Source organism: Nonomuraea angiospora (assembly GCF_014873145.1).
Classification (GTDB): domain Bacteria; phylum Actinomycetota; class Actinomycetes; order Streptosporangiales; family Streptosporangiaceae; genus Nonomuraea; species Nonomuraea angiospora.
Genome location: NZ_JADBEK010000001.1, coordinates 2,909,678 through 2,923,731, shown reverse-complemented (window position 1 = coordinate 2,923,731; position 14,054 = coordinate 2,909,678). Strand labels below are relative to the sequence as shown.

The window sequence follows — 14,054 nt, the reverse complement described above, 5'->3', positions numbered from 1 at the left end:
TCAGCTACTCATGTCGACGAACGCCCCCTTCGATGCTGCGGTGGTGAGCGTTATAGGTTATGCGACCGGTAGGTGCAGAAGGTGCACGTCCCCAGCGTCCGCATTTCCTGGGTGCCGCAGTGCTAGGGGACCCGGGGATCGTCAAGAGCCGGCCACGCCGCGGCGCGCTCGGCGCCGCACCTGGCCTGGCTCTGAGCCCTCGGACGATCTGGCATGACAGCCGTCCTGACACAGCGATGATCGTCCATGGCAGACTGGGTACGCCGGGCAGGTGATCGGCCGAGGGAGGGGTGCCTTGTTACATGGACGAGTCGCCGAGAAGGCGGAGATCGACAAACTGCTCCAAAGCCTCCGGGAAGGCGGCAGCGGTGCGCTGGTCATCGCAGGCGAGGTGGGCATCGGCAAGTCGGCCCTCGCGCAGTACGCGGCCGAGCAGGCGCGCGGCATGGAGCTGCTGCGCACCACCGGGGTCGAGTCCGAGGCGGAGTTGCCTTTCGCCGGCCTGCATCTCCTGCTCAAGCCGGTGCTCGACCGTGTCGACGCGTTGCCGTCCCGCCAGGCCGCCGCCCTGCGCGGCGCCTTCGGACTGGGCGACCCGCCGGGGGAGAACCGGTTCCTGGTCGGCCTCGCCACTTTGACCCTGCTGTCCGATCTGGCCGCCGAGCGGCCGCTGCTGTGCCTGATCGACGACGCGCACTGGCTTGACCGGCCCTCGATCGAGGCGCTGACGTTCACCGCGCGCAGGCTCGGCTCGGAGGGCCTTGCCCTGATCTTCGCCATCAGAGACGGGGAGCGGGACGTGCAGCCGCTGGGGATGCCCGGGTTGCGTCTCGGCGCCCTGGCGCGGACGGAGGCCGCCGCGCTGCTCGCCGAGCATGCGCCCGACCTGGCGCCGCACGTGCGGGATCGGCTCCTGGACGATGCCGAGGGAAACCCCCTCGCCCTCGTCGAACTGCCGAGACGGCTGACGCCGGAGCAGCGTGCGGGAAGCCTGTTCCCGCTCGACATCGGGCGCGGCATGCTCCCGCCGGCCGGCCGTGTCCGTCTGGCGTTCGAGAGCAGGATCGACCGCCTGCCCGAACCGTCCAAGGCCATCCTGCTCGTCGCTTCCGCCGACACCAGCGGCGACCTGGAGCCGATCCTTCGTGCCGCCGACATGTTCGGGGCTTCTGTCGCCGACCTGGATCCGGTCCAGGCGGCCGGTCTGGTCACCCTGGACGGCCGGAAGGTGATGTTCCGGCACCCGCTCATCCGGACCGTCGCCCTGCAGACCGCTCCGTTCGGCCGCCGGATCGCGGCGCACCGGGCACTGGCCGCCGCGCTGATCGGCGACCGGGACGGCGACCGCCGCGCGTGGCACCTGGCGGCGGCCGCTACCGGACCGGACGATCAGGCCGCGGCCGAGCTCGAAGCCGCTGCCCAACGAGCACGGGCCACCAACGGCTACGCGGCGGCCGGGGCAGCCTACGAACGCGCGGCCGAGCTGACCGGCGAAGTCTCGGCGCGGGCGCGCCGTCTGGGCGAGGCGGCGGCACTGGCGGTCGCGTCCGGCCGGCTCGATCGCGCCGTCACCCTCGCCGAAGCCGCCGCGGATCTCACCGGAACGCCGTCGGCGCTGGCGGAGCTCGACCGTGTCCGGGCCGTGGTCGAGGCCCAGCGCGGCTCCCCGGAAGAGGCCGGCCACCTGCTCATCACCGGCGCCGAACGCATCACCGGGACGGACCCGGGCAAGGCCGCCGCGATGCTGGTGGAGGCTGTCCGGGGCGCGCTGCTCGCCGGCAGCCCAGCCGTGGCCGGGCAGGCAGTCGGCCGGCTCCGCCGGCTGTCCGCTCCCCCCGGGTCCTTCGCCTGCCGTTTCGGCGCGGCCATGACGGAGGTGGTCGACTTCTTCACCGGCCGGCAGCCGGGGGACTTCGAGGCCGCCCGCGCGGCCATCGCGGAGGCACGCCGCACCCATGGGGGCGAATGGAGCGACAGGCTGAGCGCCGCCTGCATCGCGTTCGCCATGGGGGACAGCGCGGCCTCCGCCGAACTGGCCGGCCGGCTCGTCGAGGAGTACCGCGCGCACGGCATGGTGGAGCTGCTGCCCGGGGCGCTTGAGCTACGCGCCCAGGCCCGGCTGTTCCTGGGGGAATGCCTTGACGCGGTCATCGATGTGTCGGAAGGCCTTCAGGTGGCCGCCGACATCGGGCGCGACCAGGGATCGGGTCGGCTGACCGCGGTCGGCGCGGTGCTCGCCGCGATCACCGGTGATGAGAAGCGCTGCCGCGAGCTGGCGGAGGAGGCAACGTCGTTCGGCGAGTCCCGGGGCCTGCGCATGAGCGCCGCCATGGGGACGTGGGCGCTCGGGCTGCTCGACCTCGGCCTCGGCCGCCACGAGGCCGCGCTGGAGCACCTTCGCGGGCTGTCCCGCGGACGGCACCGCCACGCCCTGGTGGAGATCATGGCCGCGGAGGACCTTGTCGAGGCTGCGGTGAGGACCGGCAGCGGCGCCGCCGCAGAATGCCTCGGCCCGCTACAGGAGTGGGCGTCCTCCGTGCGGCAACCTTGGGCAGATGCCGTCGTGCTGCGCTGCCGTGCCCTGACCGGCACCCGGCAGGAGGCCGAGGAACTCTTCCAGGCAGCCCTGCGCTTCCACGACAAGGCCCAGCATTCTTTCTCGCAGGCCCGCACGGAGCTGTCGTACGGGGAGTGGCTGCGGCGCGCCCGCAGGCGCGGCGAGGCACAGCACCTGCTCAGGAACGCGATGGACCGGTTCCAGCGGCTCGGCGCCGTCCCCTGGGCGGCCCGGGCGCTCGGCGAACTGCGTGCCAGCGGCGACGTCACCGTCCCGCGCAGCCGTGCGGCTGACCGGCTCGGCAGTCTCACCGCGCAGGAGCTCCAGGTCGTACGGCTGGCCGCGCAGGGCCGGACGAACCGGGAGATTGCCGAACAGCTGTTCCTGAGCGTGCGGACGGTCGGCTCCCACCTCTATCGCGCGTACCCCAAACTCGGGGTGTCCTCGCGCGGCGAGCTGGCCGATGTCGTCCGCACCGACTGAGAGCCGCCGGGACGGCATACTCAACCGCGGCCGTGAGACGACTTAACCGGCCCGGAACGCGCCCCGCGGATGACTGATTCGCGAAGGCGCAGCCGCGCGTACCGTGGGCTCGTTTGCTGATCTTGTGCCCACATCAGTGCTGGTGGCCCGGCGCGTCGCGCCGGTGTCGCAGCGTGCGCGCGAAAGAAGGTGCCGGTGTTCCGAAGGCTGGTCGCCGCCGCGGTGGCGGGGATTGTCTGCGCGTCGATGCTCACGGGTTTCGACGTCCAACGAGCGGGGCCGGTGGCACGGGCGGCCGAGCCCGAGCCCGTAGCGCGAACCGACGAGCAGGCCCGCGCACTCGCCCGCCGCACCGGCCGCGAGGCGGAGATCCTCGCCAGGCGAGGAGAGTCACGGGAGGTCTTCGCGAACCCGGACGGTTCGTACACGGCCGTTGAGCACCTGCGTCCCGTCCGCGTGCGCCAGAGTGATCACTGGGTGGATCCCGACACCACTCTGGTCCGCAGGGCCGACGGATCCATCGGGCCACGCGCGGCCACCGTCGAGCTGGCGGTGTCCGGCGGCGGCGACGCGCCGCTCGTGCGGATGACGCGCGCCGGCCGGTCCATGGAGCTGAGGTGGCCGGGCGAGCTTCCAGAGCCTGAGCTGCGGGGGGACTCGGCGGTCTACCGGGACGTGTCGAAGGACGTCGACCTGGTCGTGCGCGCCGACACCGACGGCTTCGCCCACACGCTGGTGGTCAAGACCCGCGAGGCGCTGTCCGGTGGCGCGTTCGCCACGCTGCGCCTGGGCATCGCCGGCGCCGGGCTCACCCTCCGGAAGGAGGCGGACGGACGGCTGCGCGCCGTCGACCAGGCCGCGGGCGGCCCGGTCTTCGAGGCGCCCGGGGCGATCATGTGGGACTCCACCGAGCCCGCGGGGGCGGCGCGGGATCGCGCGTCCCGCGCCGGGGACGGCCTGGCGGACGGTCCGTCCCCGACGTCGAAGGTGGCCGACATCGGGACGACGGTGGACGGGCAGGGTCTTACGCTCACCCCGGACGCGCGGCTGCTGGACGCTCCCGACACGACGTTCCCCGTCTACATCGACCCCGTGTGGAAGACCGTCAAGGCCTCGGCCTGGGCGTATGTGTCGCGCAGTTACCCGAGCACCTCGTTCTACAAGTTCGGCGGCAAGCCGGACGCCGGACTCGGCCACTGCGCCGGCGACGCCAAGTGCGCGCCCTCCGACGTCAAGCGCATCTTCTACCGCATGCCGACCAGCGCGTACGCGGGCAAGCACATCATCTCGGCCGACTTCGTGGCCAAGGAGACCTGGTCCTACTCCTGCGACGGCCGCACGGTGCAGCTGTGGCGCACCAAGGCGTTCATCGACGGGTCGACCTGGAACTCCACCGACGACAACTGGATCGATCACCTGGACACCCGCGACGTGGCCAAGGGGTGGTCCTCCGACTGCCCGGGCGGCGACGTGGAGTTCGACGCCACCAAGGCCGTGAAGGACGCCGCCGCGTTCAGGTGGTCCACGACGACGTTCGGGTTGCGGGCCGGCTACGAGAGCGATCCGTACGGCTGGAAACGGTTCGCCGACGACGCCTACCTGCGCGTCAACTACAACACCCCGCCGCCTCAGCCCAGGATGAGCGACCTGGCGATGAAACCGGGCGGCAAGTGCGTCCGCAGCCCCGCTCCGGCCGTGCGCGTGCCCCCGACCCTGCTGGCGGTGCTGCGCGACCCGGACTCCGGGGACGCCAAGAAGGTGTACGCGGAGTTCGCCGCCGGCTGGGACGGCGCGCGGCGGTGGACCTCCGCCAAGATCGGGCCGAAGACCAGCGGGTCGACCTTCCAGGTCACGCTGCCCGCGTCCATCCCCGAGAGGAAGACGATCGACTGGGCCGTACGGACCTGGGACGGCTACCAGTACAGCCCGTGGAGCTACGCGGGCGACGCGACCTCCTGCTATTTCACCTACGACAAGAGCTGGCCGGCGTCCCCGACGGTGACCTCCGCCGTTTACCCGGAGTCCGACCCGGCGAACGACGACGACCCCTGGTACGACGGCGTCGGCCGCTACGCGACCTTCACCGCGGACGCCCCGGATGCCGACGTGACGAAGTACTGGTTCGGGGTCAACGACAACCCCACCCAGGCCATCGAGCGCAAGCCGGTCACGCCCGGCGGGCCGGTGACGATCGAGGTCGCCCCCGACCACGCCGGCATCAACTTCGTCACCGTTCAGGCGTTCGACGCGGCGGGCAACGTCAGCGAGAGGGCTTACTACGCGTACCGCGCCAAGGCGGGCGCCCCGGCCCGGGCCCAGTGGGCACTGGACGACCCCGTCGACTCCATGCAGGTCGCGGATGCCACGGGCAAGTTCCCGGCCACCGTCGAGGGAGGCGTGACACTGGGGGTGCCGGGCGTCTCCAAGACGGCGATGCAGCTCAACGGCACCACCGGCAACGCGCTGACCGCCGGGCCGGTGGTCGACACCTCCGCCAGCTTCGCGGTGTCGGCGTGGGCACGGCTCCCGGAGGACAAACCCGATCACGCGGGCATGATCGCCAGTCAGAACGACTCCGTGCGGACGACGTTCGAGCTCTACTACTCCTCCGCCTACGACCGGTGGATCTTCAACCGGAACACCGGGAACGACGCGAACGCCACGACCATCCGGGCGCAGTCCGCCACCGCTCCTCAGGGAGGGGAGTGGGCGCACCTGGTCGGCGTGTACGACTCGGTCGCCAAGCAGATCAAGCTGTACGTCAACGGCAAGCTCGCGTCCACGACGGCGTTCACCGCGCCGTGGAAGGCCGCCGGACCGGTGCGGATCGGCGCCGGGTCCTCCAACGGCGCGCTGGCATCCTTCTTTCCCGGCGAGATCGACGACGTGCGGATCTTCGACCGCATCCTGACCCCTGAGGAGATCGGTGACCTGTTCACCCAGCACCCCATCGTGAACGCCCGCTGGAAGCTGAACGACTCGGCCTCGGCGGTCCGCCCGAGCACCGCCTACTGGAAGCTGGACGAGGCGGCGGGCGCCGGCCGCGCCGAGGAGGTCACCGGCACCCATCCGGCGGGCAAGGTCGGGGGCGTCACCTTCGGCACGGCGGGTAAGTACGGCAACGCGGCGCGCACCGACGGCACGACCGGCTATCTCAAGACCGCCGGGCCCGTGCTGGACACGAGCAAGAGCTTCTCGGTCACGGCCTGGGCGAAGCTGACGGCCACCAAACCGGCGCACGCCGGGATCATCGCCACGCAGACCGACTCGGTGAAACCGGCGTTCGAGCTCTACTACTCGTCCTCCTACGACCGGTGGATCTTCAACCGGAGCACCGGGAACGACGCGAACGCGACGCTCATCCGGGCGCAGTCCACGACGGTCCCGCAGGGTGGCGTGTGGACGCACCTCGCGGGGGTCTACGACGCCGCGGCCAAGCAGATCAAGCTGTACGTCAACGGCAAGCTCGTGTCCACGACGGCGTACACCGCGCCGTGGAAGGCCGCCGGACCGGTGCAGATAGGCGCCGGCTCCTACAGCGGCTCGCCCTCGTCGTTCTTCCCCGGGGACATCGACGAGGTCCGGATGTTCGACCAGATCATCAGCGACTCGGAGATCGCCGCCATGGCCTCCGGCTCACCGCTGACGATCGCGGCGGACGACGCCGGCGCGGGACGGCACGTCACCCTGTACGGCAATGCCCGGATCGACCAGGCCGCGGGCTGGGTGGGCACCCCGCCCGGCGCCCTCGTCCTGGACGGCGACGGCGACTACGCCGCCTCCGCCGGCCCCGTCGTGCGCACCGACGACAGCTTCACCGTTGCCGGCTGGGTGACCACGGCCGGTCGGCCGGGCCGGGCTTCGGCGATCTTCAGCCAGGAGGGCTCCGCGAACAGCGCCTTCACCCTGCGCTATCGGCCGGACCCCGCGGCCCCGGCCGACGCGGGCGGCTACGAGATCGAGATGCCCGACAAGGACGCGACCGGTTCGAATCGTCCCACCGCCCGTCACTCCGCCTTCCAGTCAGGTCTGGAATGGGACCACGTGGCGATCGTCTACGACGCCTTCCGGGACCAGATGAGGCTCTACGTCAACGGCGAGCCGGAGCAGACCGAGGACCACGTGTCGTGGCGGTACAACGTGCTCGGGTTCAACGCGGGCAAGGGGCTGCAGCTCGGCAGGACCAAGACGGACGGCGCGTACGGCGAGTACTGGCCGGGCGTGATCGACGACGTGTGGGCCTTTCAGGGCATCGCGACCGATGAACAGATCCAGATGCTGGCAGGCGGCACGGAACTCCCCACCGACACCGGCCCCTGACCCCGGCCGGGCCGGGCGCGCGCCGCCCGGCCCGGGCCACCCGGCCACGTGCACCCGGTCGGCCACCCGCGCCCGGCCGCCGGCGTGTCACGGCACGCGCCCCGGGGGCGCGAGCACTTCACGAACTCTTCTCCGCCGCCGCGGCGAGCCCGCCGCGCGGCGATCGGCAGTCCGGAGGATGCAGATGGGCAGGTCCAAGAGCCCCGGGAGGCTCACGCGTCACCTCGCCGCTTTGTCGGCGGTGGTGGTCGCCGCCGGCATGCTCGTGGCGGTACCCCAACAGGCGTCGGCGGCTCCCATGAAGGAGCCGCCCGGCGTCGGGAAAACGGAGCGGGTGGTCGCCGGGCGGCCACTGAAAGCCGTCGCCCGAAAGCCCGATCCCGCGGCGAGGGGAGCGACCCCGCCGACGGCGCGATGGCCCCGTCCCGGCGCCGCCGAGGCCGAGGTGGAGGGTGCCGCACAGGAGCAGCGTGCGGGTGACCTCCCGGTGTGGGTGCGCGCGCCGCGCGGCACGGACAGGAACGTCGTGCCGGCCGCCGGCAAGGTCAAGATCCAGATCATGGATCGGGCCGCGGGCGAGCGCGCCGGCGTGGACGGAGTCGTGTTCGGCGTGACGGCGGACGGCTCGGTCGGGGTGGAGCTCGACTACTCGGGCTTCGCGGGCGCGTACGGCGGCTCCTACGGCAGCCGGCTCAGGCTGGTGCGCCTGCCCTCGTGCGCGCTGACCACGCCTTCGAACCCCGAGTGCCGGACCACGACCCCGGTGGCCTCGCACAACGACACGGAGCGCAAGAGACTCTCCGCCGACGTCACCCCGTCGTCGCCGTCGGCATCGGCGAGCACGGGCGGTCAGACGGTGCTCGCCGCGGTCGCGGGCGGCTCCGGCGACAAGGGCGACTACTCGGCCACCAAGCTCTCCTCCTCGGCGACGTGGTCGGTGTCGGAGCAGTCCGGCGACTTCTCCTGGTCCTACCCGATCCGGGTGCCGCCCGTGCCCGGCGAGCTGACCCCGAAGGTCGGGTTCTCCTACTCCTCCGGCGCCATGGACGGCCGCACCTCCAACACCAACAACCAGCCGTCCTGGGTGGGCGAGGGCTTCGACTACTGGCCCGGCTACATCCAGCGCGGGTACAAGCCCTGCGCCGACGACGGAGCGCCCAAGGACGAATGGGGCACCCCGCCGGGCGACCAGTGCTGGGCGTACGACAACGCCGCCATCAGCTGGAACGGCAAGGGCGGCGAGCTGGTCCAGGCCGGTGACGGCACCTGGCGGTTGAAGAACGACGACGGCACCCGCGTCGAGCGGCTGAAGGACACAGGCACCGCCAACGGCGACGACGACGGCGAGTACTGGAAGCTCACCACCCCGGACGGCGTGCAGTACTTCTTCGGCCTCAACCGGCTGCCCGGCTGGAGCTCCGGCAAGCCCGAGACCGGGTCGGCCTGGACCCAGCCCGTCTTCGGCGACGACGCCGGCGAGCCCTGCCATGGCGACACGTTCGCCAAGTCCTGGTGCCAGCAGGCCTACCGGTGGAACCTCGACTACGTGGTGGACCCGCGTGGCAACGCCATCACGTACTTCTACAAGCAGGAGGGCAACCGCTACGGCCGCGACCTCGAGCCCGCCGACGACACCCCGTACGTCAGGGGAGGCTGGCTCGACCGCATCGAGTACGGCCGCCGCGCGGACTCCCTCTTCACCGGCAACGCCCCGGCACTGGTCGTCTTCCGCGTGTCCGAGCGCTGCCTCGGCGACGCCCCCGCGTGCGCCCCGGACAAGATCGACGACACTCCGCTGAACTGGCCCGACGTCCCGTGGGACCTCAACTGCGCGGCCGGTACGGAATGCAAGGGCACCCACGGCGCGCTCACCCCCACATTCTGGTCGCGCAAGCGGCTCACCGAGGTCAAGACCCAGGTGCAGAAGGCTGACGGCACCTACCGCGACGTCGAGTCGTGGACGCTCGACCACGACTGGGGCGACGCGGACGTCGACCGAGCGCTGCTGCTGAAGTCGATCAAGCACACCGGTCTCGCCTCCGGCACGGCCATCACGCTGCCGCTGGTGACGTTCAACCACGTCCAGCTGCCCAACCGCGTCGACAAGCAGGGCGACGACATCGCGCCGTTCGTCAAGTACCGGCTCGGCGCAATCTACGACGAGTCCGGCGGCCAGATAGACGTCAACTACTCCGACGAGGACTGCACGCTCGGCTCGCTGCCGAAACCGGAGACCAACACCCACCGCTGCTTCCCCGTGAAGTGGACGCCCGCCGGCTACGAGGAGCCGATCCAGGACTGGTTCCACAAGTACGTCGTCACCCGGGTCGTCCGTTCGGACCGGACCGGCGGCGGACCCGACATGCTGACGTCGTACGACTATCCCGATGGAGCGGCCTGGCACTTCGACGACGACGACGGCATCACCAAGGAGAAGTACAAGACCTGGTCGCAGTGGCGGGGTTACGGGCGCGTCCAGGTCACGACGGGCGGGTGGAACGACCCCCGCTCCCTCACCGAGCACCTGTACCTTCGCGGCATGGACGGCGACCGCCTGAACGCCGACGGCGGTGCCAAGAGCGTCAAGATCTCCGACGGCGAAGGCGGCGAGCACGTCGACCATGACGCCCTGGCGGGCTTCGAGCTGAAGAGGACGGAGTTCGCCGGACCGGGCGGTGCGGTGGAGGTCAAGACCGTCAACACCCCGTGGCGGCGGCAGACGGCGAGCCGTACCCGCAGCTGGGGGACGGTCACCGCCAACCTCGTCAACGTCGCCAAGACCCACACCTGGACGGCGCTCGACGGCGGCAAGTGGCGCGAGACGGAGAGCTCGGTCACCTATGAGCCGACTGTCGGCCTCGTCACGCAGACCGACGACGAAGGCGATGTGTCCACGAACGCCGACGACCGGTGCGTCCGCGTCAGCTACGCCCAGGACAACAAGCGGTGGATGCTGAACTTCCCCTCCGGGTCGGAGACCGTCTCGGTGAGCTGCTCGGTCACTCCCGACCGTTCGAAGCAGCTGCTGGAGGCCGAGCGCTCGTCCTACGACGGCGGGGCCGTCGGCGCGGCCCCGGCCAAGGGCCTGCTCACCAAGAGCGAGGAGATCGCCGCCCACGACGGCACGAAGGCGACGTATGTGGCGACGGAGACCTCCACGTACGACTCCTACGGGCGCGACCTCACCTCCAAGGACGCGGCGGGCAACGTCACCACCACCGTCTTCACCGACACCGCCGGGCTGACCACCGAAGTGCGGGTGACCGGGCCGCCGGCGAAACCCGGTGACGAGACCACGGCGCACGTCATCCGCGAGGAGCGCGACCCGGCGTTCGGCCTGCCGACCGCCAAGGTGGACGCCGACGGCAAGCGCACCGACCTCCAGTACGACGCCCTGGGCCGCCTCGGCGCGGTGTGGCTGCCCGACCGGTCCAAGCAGGGCAAACAGACGCCCAACCTGGAGTTCAGCTACCGTATCGCCGACGGCCAGATCATCGCGATCGGCACCCGGCGGCTGACCGCCGAGGGAGACCAGACCGCGCCGACGTACGAGCTGTACGACGGGTGGCTGCGACTGCGCCAGGTCCAGGACCCGGGCCCCGGAGGCGGGCGGCTGATCGCCGACACCCTCTACGACTCTCGCGGCAACCTCGCCCGCGAGTACGGCCAGTACTACTCGACCGGCGCTCCTTCGACGAGCCTGTTCGGCCCCTACGAGGGCAACGTCGAGTCGCAGACGGCTCACGACTACGACGGCCGCAACCGGGAGACGGTCCGGCGCTTCCTGGTGGGGAACGGGGAGACCCGGGAGAAGTGGCGCACCACGACGGCCTATTCGGGCGACCGGACCTCGGTGACCCCGCCGCCGGGTGCGACGGCGTCGACCTCCGTCTTCGACGCCCGCGGCCGGCTTGTCGAGCTGCGCCAGTACCGCGGCGGCACCCCGGCGGGAGCCTATGACGCGACCTCCTACACCTACACCCCGATGGGCGACCAGGCGACCGTGAAGGACGGCGTCGGCAACACCTGGACCCACCACTACGACCTGCGGCGGCGGGAGATCCAGACCGACGACCCGGACAAGGGAACCACCAAGTACACTTACGACGACCTCGACCGGGTCACCTCGATCGAGGACGCCCGGCACCGGAAGGTCTTCACCACCTACGACGCTTTGGGCCGAAAGACTGAGGTCCGGGAGGGTGCGGCGGACGGGCCCGTCATCACGGCCTGGGCCTACGACACGGTCCACAAGGGCCAGCTGTCCAGCGCCACCCGCTACACCGACGGGCAGGCGTACACGACTGCGGTCAACGCCTACGACAGCCTCGACCGGGTGATCCGTACCACCGTGACGATCCCCGCGTCCGAGGGCAAGCTGGCCGGGAGTTACCAGTTCGACAACCGCTACAAGCTGGACGGCACGACGCAGTCGACGAGCTTCCCCGACTCCGGCGGCCTCGCGGCCGAAACCGTTGTCTACGGCTACGACGAGCTGCGCAGGCCGACGACCACCTCGGGCCTCACCCCGTACGTGACCAGGTCCACGCACAGCCTGACCGGCAAACCGGAGCAGTACGAGCTGTCCACCGGCGGCAAGAAGGCGTGGCTCACCTACTCCTACGAGTTCGGCACCCAGCGCCTGCACTCCTCCAGGACCGACCGTGAGGAGGTCGCGGGGGTGGACCGCGCGGCCACGTACGGATACGACCCGGCCGGGAACATCACCATGATCTCGGACGTCTCGCGCGACGGCACCGACACGCAGTGCTTCGCCTACGACTACCTGCGCCGGATGAGCGAGGCCTGGTCCCAGGGCACGCCGTCGTGCGCCGGGACGCCGGCCGCGGGCGTGGTCGGGGGCGTGGCGCCGTACTGGCAGTCGTTCACCTACGACCCGACCGGCAACCGTACGAAGGAAGTCCAGCACGGTGTCGGCGGTGTCGCCGACACCATCCGCTCCTACACCTATCCCGCGCCGGGGGCGCCCCGGCCGCACGCGCTCTCCTCGCTCACCCAGACCGGCGGCGCCGGGGCGCGGTCCGACACCTACACCTACGACGACATCGGCAACACGCTGAGTCGCAACGACCAGAGCCTGGAGTGGGACGTCGAAGGACGGCTCAGCAAGACCACCGAGGGCGGGAAGGCCACCTCCTACGGCTACGACGCCGACGGCAACCGGCTCATCCGCCGAGACCCCGCCGGGGCCACCCTGTACCTGCCGGGGATGGAGTTGCGCCTGGACAACGTCACGGCCAAGGTCGAGGCCACCCGCTACTACGTCCACGACACGGTCACCGTCGCGGTCCGCACCCCGAAGGGGGTCACCTTCCTGGCGGCCGACCAGAACGGCACCGGGGAACTCGCGATCGACGCCGCCACGCAGCAGCTGTCGCAACGCCGCTTCACCCCCTTCGGCCAGCGGCGCGGGACCTCGGTCGGCACCTGGCCGGGAGAGCGCGGCTTCGTCGGCGGCACCGACGACCCGACCGGTCTCACCCATCTCGGCGCCCGCGAGTACGACCCGGCGACCGGCAGATTCATCAGCGTCGACCCGATCATCGACTCGCAGGACCCGCAGCAGATGAACGCCTACGCCTACGCCAACAACAACCCCGTCACCTTCACCGACCCGGACGGGAAGATCTTCCACGGGCCGTTCCACCCGCCGTTCCCGCCCGGCGGGGGCAGCGTCGGAGACTGGATCGACCGCGCCGGCGGCGGTAGCAGCGGCGGTAGCGGCCATCATGGTGGTAACGGTCGCCGCTCCAACCCGGCCGGTGGCGTGTCGTCCTTCGCCAAGAAGTCCGTAAGCACTTTCTGCGGGCTCGGCATGCCCCTCCAGAACTTCTGCCAGAACGCCGTGGAGGGCGTCGACCCGCGCAAGTTCGACGGGCTGAGCTGGCTCCTGCTCGGCCTGGGCGCCGCCGCGGACGGCTTCGACTCCCGGGCAGGGCGGTCGGCGGCGATCGCACTCCGCAACTACGACAGGATCAGGAAGACGGGTTCGGCGTTGATTCTGACCAACCGGAACCGCTGGCTCAACCGCGGTGCGCGCCTCTGGTACAACGGCGATGCCAACCGCGCTCTGTACCGCGGGATCAAGTGGGGAAGGCGTCTCAGCAAGGCCGGAAAATTTCTGGGCGTAGTGGGCTACGGGCTCGAATTCGGCGTTACGGCTTACGAACAGTACGAGGAAGACGAGGGTTCCGGCCTCACCAAGGGGGAGCGGGTGGGCCGCGCCACCCTCCGCGGCGGAACCGTAGCGACCAGCGCGGCCCTCGGAGCGGGCGCGGGGGTCGGGTTGTGCCTGCCCGGTACGGTGGTGATCGCGGCGGCCTGCGGCGCGGCGGGTGGCTATGTCGGCGGCCTGCTCGGCGGGCTCGCCGCCGACACCGTGATCAAGACGTACGACAAAGTGAAGTCAGGCTGGTCGAAGGTCAAGAAGGGATGGAACAAGATTTTCTGAGCGGGCCGGACACCTAGCTCACGTGGAGGCCCGGAGCGCGAGCGCCGCACGGTTCCGCTCCGGCGCCCCGCTGGGTCGCACCCGTGTATGGGACGGGATTCTGGGAAAAGGATGCACGTTCCCACACCGCCCGACCGAAATTAACGACACTGAAACGCTGTGATTCGAGTGGTTGACGGGGTTTCGGCGGTATGGGTACGTTCTCAGATGTGTGAACGTTGC

At 70.9% G+C, this 14,054-nt stretch carries 3 protein-coding genes; all 3 read left to right on the top strand.

All coding sequences use genetic code 11. The features are described from left to right. The first annotated feature begins 295 nt into the window (after window positions 1-295). The 3 genes from H4W80_RS13295 to H4W80_RS13285 all read left to right on the top strand — a co-directional run bounded on the left by H4W80_RS13295 (window position 296) and on the right by H4W80_RS13285 (window position 13,832). Window positions 296-3,040: an AAA family ATPase gene (locus H4W80_RS13295; RefSeq protein WP_192785375.1), complete on the top strand. Its 2,745-nt coding sequence runs from the start codon at window positions 296-298 to the stop codon at window positions 3,038-3,040. Window positions 3,041-3,235: 195 nt separating this feature from the next. Continuing rightward, window positions 3,236-7,360, top strand: coding sequence for a LamG-like jellyroll fold domain-containing protein (locus tag H4W80_RS63565; RefSeq protein WP_192785374.1), 4,125 nt, complete (start codon window positions 3,236-3,238; stop codon window positions 7,358-7,360). A 184-nt stretch (window positions 7,361-7,544) separates the two neighbouring features. After that, a complete protein-coding gene (locus tag H4W80_RS13285; RefSeq protein WP_192785373.1) occupies window positions 7,545-13,832 on the top strand; it encodes an RHS repeat-associated core domain-containing protein in 6,288 nt (2,095 codons plus the stop codon). The last annotated feature ends 222 nt before the right edge of the window (window positions 13,833-14,054 follow it).